This is a genomic window from Hydrogenophaga intermedia (assembly GCF_023715105.1).
Classification (GTDB): Bacteria; Pseudomonadota; Gammaproteobacteria; order Burkholderiales; family Burkholderiaceae_C; genus Hydrogenophaga; species Hydrogenophaga intermedia_A.
Window position 1 is genome coordinate 1 of sequence record NZ_JAMBNO010000007.1, and the last position, 17,949, is coordinate 17,949.

19 protein-coding genes are annotated in these 17,949 nt (G+C 58.5%); 14 read left to right on the forward strand and 5 right to left on the reverse strand.

The features are described 5' to 3' along the window. The first annotated feature begins 509 nt into the window (after positions 1–509). The 4 genes from M3149_RS07750 to M3149_RS07765 all read left to right on the forward strand — a co-directional run bounded on the left by M3149_RS07750 (position 510) and on the right by M3149_RS07765 (position 3,858). Entirely contained in the window at positions 510–1,454 is a 945-nt protein-coding gene (locus M3149_RS07750; protein ID WP_026437739.1) for a DnaJ C-terminal domain-containing protein, read from the forward strand. 2 nt (positions 1,455–1,456) lie between these two features. After that, on the forward strand, positions 1,457–1,747 hold the full coding sequence (locus M3149_RS07755; RefSeq protein WP_034713372.1) for a hypothetical protein: 291 nt from the start codon (positions 1,457–1,459) through the stop codon (positions 1,745–1,747). A gap of 76 nt (positions 1,748–1,823) precedes the next feature. After that, a complete protein-coding gene (locus tag M3149_RS07760) occupies positions 1,824–3,362 on the forward strand; it encodes a DASS family sodium-coupled anion symporter (protein ID WP_034713374.1) in 1,539 nt (512 codons plus the stop codon). A 175-nt stretch (positions 3,363–3,537) separates the two neighbouring features. Next, positions 3,538–3,858, forward strand: coding sequence for a DUF1840 domain-containing protein (locus M3149_RS07765; RefSeq protein ID WP_026437742.1), 321 nt, complete (start codon positions 3,538–3,540; stop codon positions 3,856–3,858). 331 nt (positions 3,859–4,189) lie between these two features. Here M3149_RS07765 and trxC read toward each other — a convergent pair whose 3' ends face one another. After that, complete coding sequence (gene trxC, locus M3149_RS07770) at positions 4,190–4,642, reverse strand: thioredoxin TrxC (protein WP_034713375.1); 453 nt, start codon at positions 4,640–4,642, stop codon at positions 4,190–4,192. 70 nt (positions 4,643–4,712) lie between these two features. After that, on the reverse strand, positions 4,713–5,666 hold the full coding sequence (gene gshB, locus M3149_RS07775; RefSeq protein WP_026437743.1) for a glutathione synthase: 954 nt from the start codon (positions 5,664–5,666) through the stop codon (positions 4,713–4,715). Between the two features lie 699 nt (positions 5,667–6,365). On the opposite strand from gshB, the gene M3149_RS07780 reads away from it, so the two are divergent. Then, a complete protein-coding gene (locus M3149_RS07780) occupies positions 6,366–6,890 on the forward strand; it encodes an OsmC family protein (protein WP_051249077.1) in 525 nt (174 codons plus the stop codon). 5 nt (positions 6,891–6,895) lie between these two features. Here M3149_RS07780 and M3149_RS07785 read toward each other — a convergent pair whose 3' ends face one another. Further along, the gene (locus M3149_RS07785; protein ID WP_026437744.1) at positions 6,896–7,852 is read right to left on the reverse strand and encodes an AraC family transcriptional regulator; all 957 of its coding nucleotides are present in this window, start codon (positions 7,850–7,852) and stop codon (positions 6,896–6,898) included. Between the two features lie 544 nt (positions 7,853–8,396). Here M3149_RS07785 and msrB point away from each other — a divergent pair. The 9 genes from msrB (at position 8,397) to argS (ending at position 15,704) form a co-directional block, all read left to right on the forward strand. Next, positions 8,397–8,840 (forward strand): peptide-methionine (R)-S-oxide reductase MsrB, encoded by a 444-nt coding sequence (gene msrB / locus M3149_RS07790; protein WP_026437745.1) that lies wholly within the window; start codon positions 8,397–8,399, stop codon positions 8,838–8,840. Further along, on the forward strand, positions 8,840–9,355 hold the full coding sequence (msrA, locus tag M3149_RS07795) for a peptide-methionine (S)-S-oxide reductase MsrA (protein WP_026437746.1): 516 nt from the start codon (positions 8,840–8,842) through the stop codon (positions 9,353–9,355). The genes msrB and msrA overlap by 1 nt, the downstream gene beginning before the upstream one ends. Before the next feature lie 124 nt (positions 9,356–9,479). Beyond that, positions 9,480–9,899 (forward strand): GlcG/HbpS family heme-binding protein, encoded by a 420-nt coding sequence (locus tag M3149_RS07800; RefSeq protein ID WP_026437747.1) that lies wholly within the window; start codon positions 9,480–9,482, stop codon positions 9,897–9,899. A gap of 28 nt (positions 9,900–9,927) precedes the next feature. Then, positions 9,928–10,947, forward strand: coding sequence for a zinc-binding alcohol dehydrogenase family protein (locus M3149_RS07805; RefSeq protein ID WP_026437748.1), 1,020 nt, complete (start codon positions 9,928–9,930; stop codon positions 10,945–10,947). Between the two features lie 278 nt (positions 10,948–11,225). Beyond that, on the forward strand, positions 11,226–11,930 hold the full coding sequence (locus tag M3149_RS07810) for a glutathione S-transferase N-terminal domain-containing protein (RefSeq protein WP_026437749.1): 705 nt from the start codon (positions 11,226–11,228) through the stop codon (positions 11,928–11,930). After that, positions 11,927–12,895: a magnesium and cobalt transport protein CorA gene (locus tag M3149_RS07815; protein WP_026437750.1), complete on the forward strand. Its 969-nt coding sequence runs from the start codon at positions 11,927–11,929 to the stop codon at positions 12,893–12,895. Before M3149_RS07810 ends, M3149_RS07815 begins: the two co-directional genes overlap by 4 nt. Then, positions 12,892–13,263, forward strand: coding sequence for a hypothetical protein (locus M3149_RS07820; RefSeq protein ID WP_026437751.1), 372 nt, complete (start codon positions 12,892–12,894; stop codon positions 13,261–13,263). The genes M3149_RS07815 and M3149_RS07820 overlap by 4 nt, the downstream gene beginning before the upstream one ends. Positions 13,264–13,265: 2 nt before the next feature. Then, positions 13,266–13,760 (forward strand): peptide-methionine (S)-S-oxide reductase, encoded by a 495-nt coding sequence (locus tag M3149_RS07825; protein WP_026437752.1) that lies wholly within the window; start codon positions 13,266–13,268, stop codon positions 13,758–13,760. Between the two features lie 258 nt (positions 13,761–14,018). Next, positions 14,019–15,704: an arginine--tRNA ligase gene (gene argS / locus M3149_RS07830; RefSeq protein ID WP_026437753.1), complete on the forward strand. Its 1,686-nt coding sequence runs from the start codon at positions 14,019–14,021 to the stop codon at positions 15,702–15,704. Between the two features lie 109 nt (positions 15,705–15,813). Here argS and M3149_RS07835 read toward each other — a convergent pair whose 3' ends face one another. Together M3149_RS07835 and M3149_RS07840 are read right to left on the reverse strand one after the other, a co-directional pair. Beyond that, positions 15,814–16,824 carry an ATP-binding protein gene (locus M3149_RS07835; protein WP_353056806.1) on the reverse strand — a complete coding sequence of 337 codons (1,011 nt, stop codon included), beginning with the start codon at positions 16,822–16,824 and terminating at the stop codon, positions 15,814–15,816. A 144-nt stretch (positions 16,825–16,968) separates the two neighbouring features. Next, on the reverse strand, positions 16,969–17,937 hold the full coding sequence (locus M3149_RS07840) for a hypothetical protein (RefSeq protein WP_026437515.1): 969 nt from the start codon (positions 17,935–17,937) through the stop codon (positions 16,969–16,971). Positions 17,938–17,949: the final 12 nt, after the last annotated feature.

Here is a 17,949-nt window from a genome sequence, read left to right on the forward strand (position 1 = left end):
CACTTCCTTGCGCGTCTTCTTGTGGAGGGGGTCCAGCCCCAGCGTGATTTGGTTCATGCCCCTATCTTCTCCTCACTTCACGCCGTTTGCCAGTTCAACGGGAGGGAGGTTTTGCAGACCTTCCCTAAGCGCCCTCCGAGGGCCATCGTGTCGGCGGCAAGTTGAATGGGGACTCCATATGCGAATTCTGTTAACGGGCGAGAGTAGAGTCGGCGGCAATGTTGGCGCCCGTCGGAGCAGTCAAGTTGCAACGCGTCCTTCGTCGCATGCCGCTGGCATCTCGGGGGCAGGTATTCAATGAGACTTCGATTGGAAAGCCTTTTGCTGAGGGTGAAGCTATGTCGGTATAGACGTAGCAGCCAAGGTTTATTCGGCACGCGCCCACCAGCGTTGGCAATTGAGCGTGCGCTCAGTGCGGGGCGAGTCGGGGCGGTGGAGCGCGACACCAGTTTGAAGCTGAGCGTGGATCCGATTCCCGCTGAGTTCCGACGGTGACCGGGTAGCCAAGCATGGAGTTCAAGGACTACTACAAGACGCTCGGCGTGGAGAAGACGGCCACGCCAGAGGAGATAAAAAAAGCGTTTCGCAAGCTCGCGCGCAAGTTCCACCCCGACGTCAGCAAGGTACCGGACGCGTCTGCACGGATGGCGGAGGTGAACGAGGCCAATGGAGTTCTGTCAGATCCTGAAAAGCGCGCCGAATACGATCAGCTGTTAGCGCAGCCACAAAGCGCTCGCGAGTTCCGGCCTCCACCAGGCTGGCAACAAGGCTTCGACTTCACATCTGTTGGCGGAAACGCGCAGCACAGCGACTTCTTTGAGGAGTTGTTCGGGCGGGCCAACCGCACGCGCCGGGGCGGGGCGCGTCACCCTGAAGGACCAATTCCGGGTGAGGCTCGACACACACGCATCGAACTCGAACTACTGGATACCTATCTTGGCGCGGTGCGCATGCTGGAGCTAGACGCAGTGCGTATTGACGATCAAGGCCAACCCAGGCGCGAGAAACGCCAACTGGAAGTTCGGATACCGAAGGGAGTACGGGAGGGTCAGCACATCCGGTTGGCTGGGCAGGGTAGTCCAGGCGTCAACGGCGGCCCACCCGGCGACCTACTCCTGGAAGTGGTGATCCGCGCAAATACCAAGTGGCGTGCCGACGGTAAGGACGTACACGGTCGCCTATCGCTGTCTCCTTGGGAAGCCGCGCTTGGAGCGTCAGTGATGGTGCGACTGCCAGCGGACGACGCTGTGGAGGTAACAGTCCCTGGCGGCTGGACGCCTGGCAAAAAGCTGCGGCTGAGGGGTCGTGGAATCCCCGCATCCGAACCCGGTGACCTTTACCTGGTGCTGGAAGTCGTCTTGCCGGCCGCTGCCACCGACGGACAGCGCGACGCGTACTCGGCCTTGGCGCACGCATTTCCCGGATTTGACGCGCGGACAGTCGCAGGAGCGTGAACATGAAACCCATACTCGATGCAGAAGTGCTGATAGGCGCGGTGTTCTCAGTTGAGGAGGCGGCGCGGGCCTGCGGCGTAGACGTGCTTTGGCTTGAGAGACGCGTTGAGGCAGGCGTGCTGCATGTCCACGTGGGGTCTGAAGGATGGCGCTTCGACTGTTTCACACTGGTGCGCGCACGTCGGGTTGCGCACTTGGAGACCTGCTTTGATGCGGATCCACAGCTGGCGGCCCTCACGGCGGACTTGATTGAAGAAGTGGCACGTCTGCGTAGGCAACTTGAATTGCGCTGAACGTCGCCATGGTGCCGGGGGGCGCCGATCTTCTGGGGTAATCGCTCATCACCAGAGCAGCCAAGGAAAGAATCTCATGAATCAGCTATTGAAGGCCGCTCCTCTCGCGACACAGGTGCCTTCCGTGCCGCCCTCATCGAATCGGCACTTCATCAAGACTGCGGGCCTCGTCCTTGCGGTTGCTGCGTTGTTGGCCGTGCTGTGGATGCCGGCTGCGCCGGGGCTGCCGCTGGCTGGCCAGGTGATGCTGGCTGTACTTGCCTTCGCCGTGATCGTCTGGATGACCGAGGCTCTCGACTATGCCGTGAGTGCTGTAGTAGTCGGCGCACTGATGATCTTCCTTCTGGCTGCGACCCCCGATGTCGCAAAGCCAGCGAGCGGTGACATTGGGACCGGTGCGGCGCTGAGCCTGGCACTGTCGGGCTTTTCAAACAGTGCTGTCGCATTGGTCGCGGCAGCTTGTTTTATCGCCGCCGCTATGACGGCCACGGGGCTTGACCGGCGCATCGCGCTGCTCGTGCTTTCAAAAGTAGATGCGCGCACCAACCACATCGTTATTGGCGCCATGGTCGTGGGCTTCCTGCTGTCGTTCATCGTGCCCAGCACAACGGCAAGGGTGGCTTGCCTGGTGCCCATCATGATGGGATTCATTCTTGCCTTCAAGGTGGACAAGCGCAGTCGCTTCGCGGGCCTGCTGGTGATCGCAGCGGCACAGACTGCCAGCGTCTGGAACATCGGCATCAAGACCGCGGCGGCGCAGAACTTGGTGGCTATCGGCTTCATCGAAAAGCAGTTCCAGGCCACGATCACGTGGATGGAGTGGTTCATTGCCGGGGCGCCGTTCTCAGCCCTGATGAGCGTCGCGGTCTACTTCATCATGACCCGCATGATGAAACCGGAAATGAAGGAGATCGAGGGCGGGCGGGCGACTATTCGAAAGCAGCTGGATGCGATCGGGAAGACAACTACGAGAGAGTGGAAGCTCCTGGCAATCGTGTTGGTACTGCTGGGCTTTTGGGCGACCGAGAAAGTGCTGCACGACTTCGACACGTCGTCGACAACTATCGCCGCGATCGCCTTGATGCTGCTGCCTCGCCTGGGCGTGATGGATTGGAAAGAGTCGCAGCACGGCTTTCCTTGGGGAACGGTCGTGCTGTTCGCGGTCGGCATCAGTGTGGGAACGGCCTTGCTGAGGACCAATGCGGCCGGCTGGCTCGCAAACCTGATTGTGCAGAACCTTGGTCTTCAACACGCCAGCGCCTTCGTTGTCCTGATGCTGCTGTCGCTGTTTTTGATCGTCATCCACCTCGGCTTTGCGAGCGCCACAGCTCTCGCCTCGACGATGATTCCCATCATCATGAGCGTTCTGCTGGCCGTTCAGACGCCAGACATCAACGTCATCGGAATGACGATGCTTTTGCAGTTCGTCGTGAGCTTTGGATTCATCCTTCCGGTGAACGCGCCGCAGAACATGATTGCCTACGGCACAGGCACATTCGACGCACGAGATTTCGTTCGCACCGGCTTCGTCATCACATTGGTAGCCATGGCGCTTCTGGTTGTCTTCGCGTTGACCTATTGGCCCTGGATGGGGTACATGACGAAGACAGCCTGAGGCGCCATGTCATTTCCGGTACAGCTAGACAAGGAAGTGATGCACACGAAGCACAAAACCCGTAGCCGACATAAGGCAACGGGCCCCGTCCAGACCATCTTGTTCGCGAGGCCGCCTGGTCTCGGGGGCGCATCGGCGCAAGAATGGTCTGGCACCTCACCACAGGAGGCATCTTATGTCTACGTATCGATTCAAGTCCCGTGAAACGGGCGACCTCGTGATGCTCAAGCAGCACGGCAAGATTTTGCTGGAGATCATGGGCAAGGACCCGTCGGGTCCGGGCATCATCCAGCCCGCCGAGATGAGTGGGGCCGTGAAGGCCATCCTCGCTGCCGTGGCGGCCGACGAGGCGCGCCAGAAGCCCAAGGAAGACGAAGACGCAGACGATGCATCGCCTTCCTCCGACACGGTGAGCCTGCGCGTGCGCAGCATCCCCCTAATCGAGATGCTGCAGCGCTGCGAAAAAGCCAGGGTCGATATCGTCTGGGGAGTGTGAAGGGCGACCCGCGCATCGCTTCGCACTACTCCCCAAGGGGTCGACATCTGTTTATCGATGTCTCATAAGTCGGTGGCGCCGAGGGCACTGAGAAAATTCAGCACGAGGAAGGGCAGTAGCCGGATGATGAAGCGGTAAACGCATTGCACATAGCTATGCTTTCCTATGGACATGCGTTCACCAACTGCCAGACACGATGAACTTCGCCCAGAATGAACTGGTGGGACAGGAGTACTTGTCAGAGTGAGGTCGTCCGTTGACGGCCCAAAGACCATGGCCGCTGAACAAATCCTGGCTCGAAGAGCAAGACGCAACGGTGGCTATGCAATATCTATCCCAGGTTCCGTGCTAGGGCTTGGGCCTGGACCCATCTGACGATGTCCGGTGCACTCATGGCACCTGTTTGTCTGGCAACCTCACGTCCTCCTTGAAATAGAGCCAGTGTCGGGATGCTTCGAATGTTGAAGCGCTCTGCCAGGGAGGGGACAGCTTGCGTATCGACCTTTGCCAACCGGAAATCGGGTTCGAGTTGCGCCGCAGCATGTTCGAACGCGGGTGCCATCTGGCGGCACGGCCCGCACCAGGGCGCCCAGAAGTCCACCAGAACCGGAGTCTCGTTTCGCGAGACATGCTTGTCGAAGGAGGCCTCGTCCAAGTTGAATGAGCTCGCGTTGAATAGAGGTTGATGACAGCTACCGCAGTTTGGCTCGCTCGTGAGGTGTTCGCTCGCTATCCGGTTTGTGATCTGGCAGTTTGGACAAACTACGTGCAGCTTTTCGAGCATATTTCACTCCCAAAGTTAAAGGCCAATTGCTGTGCGCCGGGAACCACAGCGGGCGCCGCGGGGGTTCGACCTACGTTGTGCGTGTAGTCCGTTCCAACGCGTCGACAAAAAGCGCCGGAACGTTGAAGCCGGTTTGGTCAGTGATTTCTTGAAAGCCAGTAGGACTGGTGACATTGATCTCAGTAACAGAATCACCAATCACATCAAGCCCAATGAGTAAGAGTCCGCGTGGTGCAAGTGCTCGGCCGATAAGTTCTGCTATCTCACGGTTGCGCGGAGTCAAAGGCTGCGCCACCCCTTTGCCCCCAACCGCCAAGTTTCCACGCACTTCGGTACCCTGCGGAATACGTGCCAGGACAAAAGGCACGGGCTCGCCGTTGATTATGAGGATGCGCTTGTCGCCGTCTGCGATCTGCGGCACAAAGCGCTGGACCATGATGGTTTCGGCGCCACCCTTGTTTAACGTTTCGATGATGACTCCGAGATTCAGCGCGCCCTGTCCGACACGGAAAATGCCTTTGCCACCCATTCCATCAAGCGGCTTAAGAATGATATCGCCATGCTCCGCGTGGAAGTCTCGCACGGACTCGGCATTGCGCGTAACCAGCGTCGGCGGTGCGAGGTGAGAGAACTCCATGATTGCGAGTTTCTCGGGGTGGTCGCGAAGTGACCGCGGTCTGTTCACTACGTTGCCACCCTCCCGTTCAACTTGTTCCAGCAAGTGGGTGGCGTAGATGTACTCCGCGTTGAATGGTGGATCCTTGCGCATGAGGACAGCGTCAAAGTCTTTCAAGTGCATTTGCTTTGTGTCGTGGACGCGGTACCAGCCTGGGTAGGATCCGGTCAGGCTAATTTGCTGTACTGTGGCTGCGACAAAACTGCCTGACTTCCACTGAATGTCTCGCGGCAGGCATGCTGCTATATGGTGACCCCGCAACTGCGCCTCACGCATTATTGAGAAAGTGGTGTCCTTTTGGACCTTGAACTCGTCCAGCGGGTCGACGACAAACAAGAGCTTCTTCATCTGACGTTCCTCTAGCAGCATCGAACGAACTCGGGACACGGATTTCTCCAGGCCGTCGGCCTTCCCTTCGCGCTTACCTGAGCGGGAGCAGGAGCAGGGAGCAGGGAGCAGGGAGCAGGGAGCAGGGAGCAGGGGAGTTGATTCTGCATGGATGTTGGCCGGGAGCATCGACCATCCGAGCCAGAGCGTGGACTCCACGACAAGTGACCACTTCTTTCGGACTTCAAGTTGTTAATGAAGAGAACTGGGCTCCCCGCTGTTCTAGAGACTCACTTCTTGTCGTGTTACGCATAGCGCAGACTGGCATTTCCCGTTTTTCCACGTCAATCTCCACGCTGCGAACAGTTTTACGGAAGTCAGTTCGCGAGCCCAACGAGCAGTCATAGTTGTGAAGCGGGACGGCCGCATATTCTTCGTTTCGGTCGCTGAGAAAACTCGCTGATCGATGGAGCAGGGGCGTCCGACTGGGGCGCGGCACACGAGGGGCCGCCGGGCGCTGCGCGCTGGACGCTTCTTCCGGACTCGGAGACGTCTTGGTGGCGGTATATTTCTAATTGCTGGCCCGAGTGCACCACACGGTGTGTCGCCCACGACGTAGAAGGTGGGCAAGAAAAGGCCCGCCCATCTGGTATCCGTGCCCGGCAGTCTCTGGTAGTCGTTACCCAGTGGAGGCTCTAGGCGCCTGGAGGGGTATTTCATATGGCTATAAATCAGCGAGTCGATGCGGTTGGGGAAACCATCGTCATCGACGAGACCAAGAATGGCCCGTTTCAGCTGAAGGTGCGGGCTGGCTCCTCTACGTTTATCGTGGATGAACCGATAGGCATAGGGGGGCTCGGGTCCGGTCCCAACCCATACGACTTGTTGAGTGCGGCCCTTGGGACTTGCTCAGTGATGACGATGCGTCTATATGCGTCGCGCAAGAAGTGGCCACTGGAGCGGATTCGGGTGAAGGTGACGCATCTCCGAAATGGGTTGAACGCGGCGGACACCTTCAGTCTGGAAATACAGCTTCAGGGAAGCTTGAGCGACGAGCAGCAACAGAAACTTCTTGAAATCGTCTCAAACTGCCCTGTGTACAAGACGATTGAGCGCGGGTCGGAAGCCTTGCCGACTTTAGTTTTCTCGGGGAGCTTGGCGGACGAGGCAGTTTCTCTTTGTGAGCACATGCGCGACATGGAGCAGGCCTGTGATCAGGCGGAAGCACAGGACGCTACGTCCTGAGTCGGCTAGGCCTCAGCTGGAACGCTGCGACGGACTGCGGACGGCTCTATTCCGTAGGTCCTTCGGAATGCTTTTGTGAAACTGCTCCGACTGGCATATCCGGCGTTGCGGGCAACGAGCTCGACGGCGAGGCCACTGGCTTTTAGCTGGAACATCGCTTGCCGCAGTCGGAGCTCCCGAAGCACCTGCATCGGAGACTTTCCTATAGCCGCGGTAAATCGAGCGGCGAAAGCAGAGCGGCTGAGGCAGGCCGTGTGGGCGAGGCTTTGAAGTGAATGATCGTCGCTAGGACGCATGGCCATTGCGGCAAAGGCTCTTGCTACTAACGGATCGCTGAGCATCGAAAAGCGTTCCACCCAGGCGTTCATGGAGACGAGCGACCGACGCAAAAGCAACACGATGACTTGCTTTAGTAAGGCCGCACTCATTGCCCCGCTGCCAACCTCCTGTGCGACGAGCTCGCTGAGCGCTGTCTGCAGTTTCGTGTCAACGTGATCGTCGATGTCGAACTGTTCGAAGATCGGCTCTGTCAAGCTACCAAAGAGTTCGGCGCAGGCGCCGTAGGTGGCATGAAAGTATCCGCACACCAGTATCAAAGAAGGATCTCCATCTCCCGCCGAGAATCTGCGTATCGTGCTTGACGAGATCATCTGGGGCTGCTTCTTGACGGAACGCAGGCCTGTGAATCCTGTGCTGCCCTCCACCTCAATTCGAAAAGGCGAATTTGGCGGCACAACGATCAATGTGTGGGGCATCAACGGTATGGGGTCGCGATTGCCAATCAAGGCCCGGCCAGTACCAACGATGTTGTAGTGGATGCCGGGCGCGTTCATGCCGCCCAGTTCCAGGCTGTATCCCATGCTCACTAAGCATTCCGAAAGGGCAACGAAACTGACATCGAGAGTACCAAGCACACCCTCGAGATCGCCTGGCGAAATGCGTAGTAGCGGTCGTTCGTTCAAGGTGCTGACTCCACGTGAATTCAGGTCGAAGCGGCGCCTCGAAATCCCGATAGTACGCAAACGTCAGCGCTCCCGCGACGGGCTGCTACGCACTGACCAGGCCTGCCTCACACTGGCAGATGACTTCAGGTTTCCTGGCCTCTTTTGCCGGACGATGAAACACATTGGCCTGTTGACCCTTGAGGGTACCCAAGAAACAATGGTCCGGAGTCACTGGGAGTGCACCTTTGTTCTGCGCCCTTAAAACTGATCTGGCTCATCCCGCAGGCTCCATTGCATCAAGCAACACAAGTGGCAGCATGAACGGTGGACTTGTTCAGAGTTCCCTAGGCCGAGAGTTCTCGGTTAGTGCGATGGGGCAAGTTCTACAGCGGTAGTCCTCGGTGGTCCCCTCAACCGCCTGTTTTCGAGCCGTATTGACAGTCTACGCCTATTGTCAGATGAGCACTGACCGTGTTTGGCCATTGGGGAGGACACCTCAGATGGCCAGCAGAACCCGCTGGGCGCAGCTGCCCAGCCCTTTAAGTAAGCACAGGAGAACTTCATGAAGTTTGAAAAGACACAGGCAGCACTTGACCGCCTGACCCCCGAGCAACGTCGGGTTACTCAGAAGTCCGGCACCGAAAGGCCCTTCACGGGAGAGTACAACGACAACAAGGAGCCTGGCATCTATGTCGACGTAGTGTCGGGAGAGCCGCTGTTCGCTTCGGCGGACAAGTTCGATTCGGGTACTGGCTGGCCAAGCTTCACCAAGCCGATCGTTCCGGCGAACGTGAACGAATTGCGCGACACCGAGCACGGCATGGTGCGAACCGAAGTGCGTTCGACCCATGGCGACAGCCATTTGGGCCACGTGTTTCCCGACGGACCCTCGGACCGAGGGGGCTTGCGCTATTGCATCAACTCGGCGTCCTTGCGCTTCATCCACCGCGAAGAGATGGTTGCCGAGGGTTATGGTGCCTATCTCGACCAAGTGGAGAACGTTTGATGAATCACGAAAAAGCCATCCTGGCCGGCGGTTGTTTCTGGGGAATGCAGGATCTCATCCGCAAGCAGCCCGGCATCATCTCGACTCGCGTGGGTTACACCGGCGGCGATGTTCCAAACGCCACGTATCGCAATCACGGCACGCATGCCGAAGGGATCGAGATCATCTTTGACCCCGAGTTGACGAGTTACCGGAAAATTCTGGAGTTCTTCTTCCAGATTCACGACCCGACGACGAAGAACCGTCAGGGCAATGACCGTGGGCTCTCCTACCGGTCTGCCATCTACTACCTCGGCGTGGAGCAGAAGCACGTTGCTGATGAGACGATCGCCGATGTGGATGCGTCCGGACTGTGGGGTGGAAAAGTGGTCACCGAGGTCGAGCCGGCCGGTGATTTCTGGCAGGCCGAGCCGGAGCACCAGGACTATCTGGAGAAGCTCCCGGGCGGCTATACATGCCACTTCCCACGTCCCGACTGGATCCTTCCAAAGCGCAGAAAAGCTGACGAAAAGTAGGTCGCAACCGGGACTGCATCGGAACAGGCGTCAATGCCGTTGCCGCTGCACCGTCCACTGATGATGTTTCGGCCGCCGGATGCGCCAAGGCCCGTCAGAATCTCAACCATTGAAAAGGATCCTCATGTCCGATAACAGCTTCACCTCCCGCTCCGTCACTCGAGAGGCCGCCGCCCGCCTCATCGCCAAGACCATCGCCGCCGCTCAGCGCATCGGATTCGAACCGGTCGTCGCGATCGTGGATGTGGCCGGCAATCTGAAGGCGTTTGAACGCAGCGATCGCAGTTCCTATCTTGCCGTCAACATTGCCATCGACAAGGCCTACACCGCGGCATCTTTCGGCCTGTCGACAGCCCAATGGGTCGACCTTTTGGAAGACCGCGGCGCCTCGAACCTACGGCACGTTCCCCGCGTCATGGCCGCCGCTGGCGGGTTTCCAATCATGGAGGACGGTGCGATTATTGGCGGGATCGGCATTTCCGGGGGAAGCTGGGCGCAGGACCAGGAAGCTGGCGAAGAAGCCCTTCGCAATTTTTCCAAGTGACCTCGACACAACCCTAAAGGAAACACCCATGAAAGCCATCGGATACCGGACTCCATCGCCAATCTCGGCCGCGGATGCCTTCGTCGACATCGAGTTGCCCAAGCCACAACCAAAGGACCGCGACATCCTCGTCGAAGTAAAGGCCATTTCGGTCAATCCGGTCGATTACAAGGTCCGTGGCAGCACGCCGCCAGCAGAAGGCGCTGAGTGGAAGGTGCTGGGCTGGGATGTTGCTGGAATTGTCGCGGCGGTCGGCCCCGATGTGACAGGTTTCAAGGTGGGAGAGGAGGTCTGGTATGCAGGCGCCATCAACCGTTCGGGGGCAAACGCTGAATTCCATCTCGTCGATGAGCGTATCGTTGGGAAGAAGCCGTCAAAGATCGGCTGGGCCGACGCCGCGGCGCTCCCGCTGACATCGTTGACCGCATGGGAGGCATTCTTTGACCGCCTTGATGTGAAGAAGCCGGTTCCCGGCGCAGCTGCCGCCATCCTGATCATCGGCGGTGCTGGCGGGGTGGGATCAATCGCCGTTCAGATCGCACGCCAGTTCACTAGCCTCACCGTTATTGCGACGGCTTCGCGTCCTGAGACCAGGGATTTCGTCGCGTCGCTTGGTGCGCACCATGTGGTCGACCACTCGAAGCCGCTCGCTGGCCAGGTCGCGGCACTAGGCATCGGCGCTCCCGCATTTGTATTCTCAACGACGCAAACCGCCAAGCATGTCGACGACATCGCCGACTTGATCGCACCGCAGGGGCGTCTATGCCTGATCGACGATCCATCGGGCTTCGACATCATGAAGTTCAAGCGCAAGGCGGTATCGATCCATCACGAACTCATGTTTACGCGGTCCATTTTCCAGACCCCGGATATGGACGAGCAGGGGCGAATCCTCAATGCGATGTCTAGCGCGGTCGATGATGGAAGAATCCGCTCAACTGCCACGCAGAACCTCGGTCCAATTAATGCCGAAAACCTCAAGAAGGCGCATGCGCAACTCGAAAGTGGAACGACCATAGGTAAGGTCGTGCTTGAAGGCTTTGCTTGATCGAAGAAAGGGCGAGCCATATTCGACGCTGCTGAACGGCTATACCTGTCATCTCCCCCGTGGAGGCTGGGGGCATCCGAAGCGCTAGATCATTGGCGCTGCGCAGCCCGCAGCCAAGACTGCAGCGGAGAAGGCTTCACTGCCGTTGCCGTCGCGACGGCCCTGCTAGCAGCAGTCTTCGTGACTGCGTGGTCTAGCGATGCAGTCACCGACCCCCCGGCCTTGATGGGATGGTTGCATACCAGTTTGTCGCTGTCGAAGCCCCAAGGATAAAAACCATGCAAGGCCTTTCATCCTTTCCAATCACGCGGCGCTGGCCCGCATCTCATCCCGATTGCCTGCAACTTTATGCAGCACCCACTCCCAACGGCGTCAAGGTTTCGATCATGCTGGAGGAAATCGGCTTGGCGTACGAGCCTCACCTGATCGACATCTCAAACAATGAGTCGAAGGATCCAGCGTTCGTATCGTTGAACCCGAACGGCCGCATCCCAGCGATCATCGATCCAGCGGGACCCGACGGTAAACCTATTGCCGTATGGGAATCCGGTGCGATCCTTCTCTATCTGGCATACAAGACGGGCCAGCTCATTCCGAGCAAACCCGCCAAACGATACGAAACCCTGACCTGGGTGTTCTTTCAAATGTCGGCCATCGGCCCGACTTTCGGTCAGCTCGGGTTTTTCGTGCGATTTGGCGGTAAGGACTATGAAGACAAGCGGCCTCAAAAGCGCTTTACCGAAGAGTCCAAGCGCCTTCTGGGAGTCTTGGATCGCCAGCTTGAAGGTCGCGACTGGATCGTCGACGAATATTCGATTGCGGACGTTGCCACGCTGGGCTGGGTAAATGCGCTGGTTGAATCGTATGCCGCTGGCGAGATCCTTGGAATCAGCAACTACTCAAACATCCAAGCATGGCTCGCACGCGGGCTGGCTCGACCAGCGGTGCAGCGTGGTCTGCGCATTCCAGCGAGGCCAGCATGAGCGTTATCGCCGCCTACTACTACAACGAAGGAAAGCGAATCCGTGAAATCGCACTCGACGAGCGCTTCGAGCAGGATAAGGCGCGCTCGGGCTTCTGCTGGATTGCGCTTCGCGAGCCCAGCGCCGACGAACTTCACACGCTCCAAGCGGCGTATCACCTCCATCCGTTGGCAGTCGATAACGCAATGCACCCGCTTTGCCCGCCAAAGCTCGAGGTCTACAACGATGAGCTGTACATCGTCGCTCAAACCGCCGAGCTGGTCGGCGACCGGATCAGCTATGGAAAGACGGCGATCTTCACGGGTCACAATCACCTCATCACCGCGCGGCACGGCAACGGTGGAGCGCTAGGCAACCTTCGCGGGCAGCTCGAGGCTTCGCCGACGCTCCTGGGAAAGGGTGTCGACTACGTGCTGCACGCGATCTTGCACCGAATCGTGGACCAGTATTTGCCCATCTTTGAAATGATCGAGGATGACGTTCTGGAGATGGAGAGGAGATCGGTGGGAGACTTTCTTGGGCGAGAAGAGGTCGCCCGGATATTCAGTCTGAGGGGCGAACTCACGCGCTTCCAACGCACGCTCGGCGCTATGGCCGAACTGGTCAGAAAACTTGTCCGTGGACATTATCCCTGCATCAGTGCTGAAGTGAGACCGTACTTCGACGATGTCGCTGACCACGTAGATCGTGTGCAGTCCATGGTCAATGGTCTCCTTCAGGTCCTGAGGACGGTCTTTGAATTCAGCAGCCTGCTTGAGGCGCAACGGACGGGTGTCATCACTCGTCAATTTACGTCTTGGGCGGCAATACTGGCAGTCCCGGCGGCGATCGCTGGAATCTACGGCATGAACTTCAAGAACATGCCGGGGCTGGAGTCAACCTATGGATACCTCGTTGTGCTCGGGCTGATGGCGACGATCTGCCTGTTTCTGTACGTGCGCTTCAAGAAGGCAAAGTGGCTATGAATGCCGCATGTTGTGATCGTGTCGAGGTGAGGGCGACTACCTTCAATAGTCTTGGAGGGCCAGAAGGCCTGCGTGCCCTGCTGAAGAAGTCTCCGCTGTCGAAGGCCAACACTGCAGTCATCCTGCACGGAAACGCTGTGGCGGCCCTCGTCGTCATGGGAATAGAGCACATCGACGCCCCTGATGCTGTCGAGGAGGCTCAAAGCTTCGCTATACGGCTCGACGGCGAAACCGTGGTTGTTGAAAGCGCGAGTCGTTGCCTTGGTACTGAGGTCTTGGACCAAGTTGCGGTGCGGTTCACTCATTTCATTCCTGGCGTTCAATTGGGCAAGCCTGCGTCAGAAATTGCGCTTATGCGTGGGAGGTAAATGTGGAGAAGCTCGCTTTTGGAGGCGGATGCCATTGGTGCACAGAAGGGGTGTTCCAAGCGTTGCGCGGTGTCGAGAAGGTCGACCAGGGCTTTGTGCAATCAGATGCGCCGGCAGATACGTGGGCAGAAGGAGTGATCGTCACCTTCGATCCCTCCGTAATTCAGTTGGCAACGCTTTCCGAGGTTCATCTCAGAACACATTCTGCTACCAGGGCCCGTTCACTTCGCAGCAAATACCGCAGTGCGATTTACATCTTCGAAGATCGCCAACGGCATGAGGCCGAGCTGGCGATAGCAGGCTTCGCCCACGAGTCTGGCGATGCGGTGCATACCGCCGTTCTGCCCTTTAGAAATTTCAAGGCGTCGGACGAGCGTTACCAGAACTACTATCGAACCAACCCGAGCAGGCCTTTCTGCCGCCGCTATATTGACCCTAAGCTGGATCTCATCAGACGGCACTTCTCAGAGGTCGCGCTCCCTGAAGTGCGGACCTAGATGCGAAGAGAGTCTCCGGGGTAGTTTCTGCTTGGGTCCAAGCGTTTCCGACGCTCCAAGGGCGTCGACCAATCTGTTTGCATGTGACACGGAGATCGCGAAGGTGCTATCTACTGCGCATTGGTGCCAAAGAAAAGGATGATGCGCCGAGCGCGCTCAGGGAAAAGAGCTCTCTTGTGGTGTTTTCGTCCTTGACCAGGTCGGCTGACGGATGACCGACCAGGCGGACTCAGGGTGTGCCCCCAGTAAAATTCACAGATGTTATTGGTTAAACAAGAGCTGCTCGCGGCGCTCGCGAAAACGCTCGAATCTCTCTCGCCCGGCGCTGGCGCCAAAGCCGCGTTCGAGTCGCCCAAGGTGGCGGCGCACGGCGATTTCGCCAGCACGGCTGCCATGCAGCTCGCCAAGCCGCTTGGCCGCAAGCCTCGCGAACTTGCCGAGGAAGTGAGTGCATCGCTACTAGCCACGCCCTCTTTCGGGCAGTGGGTGCAGGCAGTCGAGGTTGCTGGCCCTGGTTTCCTGAACATCCGCTTGAAGGCGGTCGCCAAGCAGCAGGTCGTGCGCGAAGTGCTCGCCGCTGGTGATGCGTACGGTCGGCAGCCGGCTACCGGCGAAAAGGTGCTGGTGGAGTTTGTCTCGGCCAACCCGACCGGACCGCTGCACGTGGGACACGGCCGCCAGGCAGCGCTGGGTGATGCCATCTGCAACCTGCGCGCCTCGCAGGGCGATGCGGTGTACCGCGAGTTCTATTACAACGACGCGGGCGTGCAGATCCAGACGCTTGCCAGCAGCGTGCAAATGCGCGCCAGGGGTATGAAGCCGGGCGACGCTGCCTGGCCGAGCGGCGAAAAGGCCGCGGCATACAACGGCGACTACATCGCCGACATCGCCGAGGACTTCGTTGCAAAGAAGACCGTGAAGTCGGACGACCGCGTGTTTACCGCGAGTGGCGACGTCGATGACATCGATTCGATCCGTGAATTCGCCGTTGCCTACCTGAGGCGGGAGCAAGACCTCGATCTGCAGGCGTTCCGCGTGCGCTTCGACAATTACTACCTCGAGTCGAGCTTGTACTCTAGCGGACGCGTCGAATCGACGGTGGTCAAGCTGGTGGCCGCCGGCAAGACGTACGAGCAGGACGGCGCCCTCTGGCTGAAGTCAACCGACTACGGCGACGATAAGGACCGCGTCATGAAGAAGGGTGACGGCACGTACACCTACTTCGTTCCCGACGTGGCGTACCACATCGCCAAGTGGGAGCGGGGCTTTCATACGGTCGTCAACATTCAGGGTACAGACCACCACGGTACCATCGCACGCGTGCGTGCCGGCCTGCAGGGCGTGGACGAAAGCATTCCGGCCAGTTATCCCGACTATGTTCTGCACACGATGGTGCGCGTCATGAAGGGTGGAGAAGAGGTCAAGATAAGCAAGCGTGCCGGCAGCTACGTCACGCTGCGCGACCTGATCGAATGGACCAGTACCGACGCGGTGCGCTTCTTTCTGCTGAGCCGCAAGCCCGACACCGAATACACGTTCGACGTCGACCTTGCCGTGACGAAGAACAATGACAACCCGGTGTATTACGTGCAGTACGCGCATGCGCGCATCTGCTCGGTGTTGGCGAGCTGGGGTGGCGATGTGGCATCGCTGCACGATGTTGAACTTTTGGCACTTGAAGGCCCGGCCGCGCAGGCGCTCATGCTGCTACTCGCCAGATATCCAGAAATGCTGAACGCGGCAGCGAAGGATTTCGCGCCGCACGACGTCACGTTCTACTTGCGCGAGCTGGCCGCTAGTTACCACAGCTACTACGACGCCGAACGAATTCTTGTCGACGACCAGAGTGTCAAGAAGGCACGGTTGGCGCTTGTCGGTGCTACCGCGCAGGTGCTGCGCAATGGCCTCGCGATTCTCGGCGTCAGTGCGCCGACCAGGATGTGAGCGCAACCACGAAGCGTACGCAGCGCTCCGCGCCCTGAGGATGCCGAGCACAAACAGGTGATCCCACCTTATCCCGGTTCATGTTGGCAACCACCTGTACCCCCAACGATCACCGTGCTTGATGGCGTCCGGTGCATTGGTCTTTTGCCACGCCACCGCCAGCTGTTTCAAACCTTGCAACGCGATTTGCGCTACACGGTGCACGAGGTGGGCTTTCGGCTACTCGCACAGTCTGAGAAGAGTCACCTGTGGCGCGTGACTGAGCCAGTTGCAAAGCGAGCCGCTCAATCGTTTTGAGAAGCTGCGCTCCTGTGTTCGGCTTCGGAATCAGTTCCGAGACGCCGATGGTTGGCGCATTTTTTCTCAAATCGTCTGAGATGAATCCTGTCGTGATGACAACTGGTTTTCCAGGGTGTAGGCGAAGCAACTCTTTGGCAAGGCTTAGTCCATCCAACTCAGGCATGGCGTAGTCAAGGATGGCAAGGTCGTAGCCTATTGCCCCAGAGCAAACGTCATCCAGGGCCTTCTTGGGATGCAGATAGTGATGAGCGGGAAAACCCGCCTTCGTGAGCATGCGTTCAACCATTGATCCGATCAGCTCATCATCATCCACGTGAAGAATCGTTGTTTCTCGTTTCAAACGCGTCAGGAGTCCGTCATCACACATTTCTTCCACAACAACGTCTGCCTCCAAACCGTCGCTGCACTGTGATTCGGAAGGTCGAAGAATGACGCTGAATGAAGAGCCCGCTCCTAACTTACTTGTGACACGAATTGCTGCTTGATGATCGCGAAGGATTCCGTGCACGACTGACATGCCAAGGCCAGTGCCTTCCCCCACAGCCTTCGTCGTAAAAAAGGGCTCGAAAAGACGTGCCAGTGTGATGCTGTCCATTCCACAGCCGTTGTCTTCTACACAAACACAAACGTTCTCCTCGGACCAGTCTTCAGGGTCGGTGACAAGCAACACCTCTCCAGGTCCAGTGGCTTTCCCCGCTAGGGCTGCGCAGGTGGAGACTGAAATTCGCAGCAGTCCATGGTCCAAATCACTGATTGCGTGGACTGCGTTCGTGCACAGATTGAGAATGACTTGGTGCAACTGTGACGGATCCACATACACCAGTGGGGTTCCGGGATCAATATGCGTATTTCGGACTTCTTGGACATCAAGTTCGACATCGTTGACACCGTGTTCGGCACCGCAGTCAGTGAGGTACTTTTACCTCCCTCGAGAACACCCAGCGGACCATGGATTGTTGGCTACTCAATGGTTGTGCTGAGTGGTGTCCTTGATCCTGCTAGGCGCCGCAGGCTTGCCTACACCTCGTCGCTGGCCGCCCCAACTCGCTCTGCCTTCCCAGGCGCAAAGCCAGGCCTCTGCTCTGGCCGTGGTAGGGGTGAGCAGGTGCACTGATCCCCCAATGGCCTGCGCCACATCTACCCCTTTGTCCCCATACAGAACCCGTAGCAAAGCGGGCAGCACTCGGACTTCACCCTTGCGACCAGCAGCATCCAGCTGTTGCGACAGAGCAGGCCGGCGCTCCTTCAACCAGTTGCCAAGTCCTGATGGCGGCACCATGACCGCCAAGCTGAACTCGGACTCGTGAAACTGCCATTCCTCGGCGCTCACCAGACGGCTCAGTTCATTCTCAAAAGCGAGGCGCAACCGCTGTACCTGTTTGTGGGTGGCCACGGCGCAAAGTGGAGCACCTTCCCTGCCCCGAGACGTGGAGTTGGTGGAATGGTTCTCGCACACGCCGCGCGAGCGCTGCGGCAGCCAGCAGTACCGACAGAATGCGTAGAGCGGCGTAGCGACTTCTTGTGCGCCCACGTGTGGATGTGCCTTGGGCAGGCCCAGCACGTCAGCCATCCGCGCGAATGACGCCAATTCCAGGTGAGCAGGAAACTCAACCTCGCGCGGTGGTCGAGTGGTGTGCCGCACGAAGATGCTCACAACAGCTGCGCTTGCCCCGAGCTGCTTGTCAGTGCCACCACTGGCGGTAGCAAGGTTCGCGTAGAGGATCCAGAGGCTATCCCAACTGGTCTGCCCCCGTAGATCAAATAGTGACTTGTGCACGTCCGGCAAGAGCGGCAGCAAGCGTTCGCGCAGCAGGCCGATGACCATGGCTGGGTTCACGGCCTCATCGCCGAAGGACGTGTATCCATCGAGCAGAACGTCCAGGAAAGCTCGGGGCATGGGTGGCGGCACTGCGTCGTCGAGGTACAGCGGCATTTCAAGTGTCCA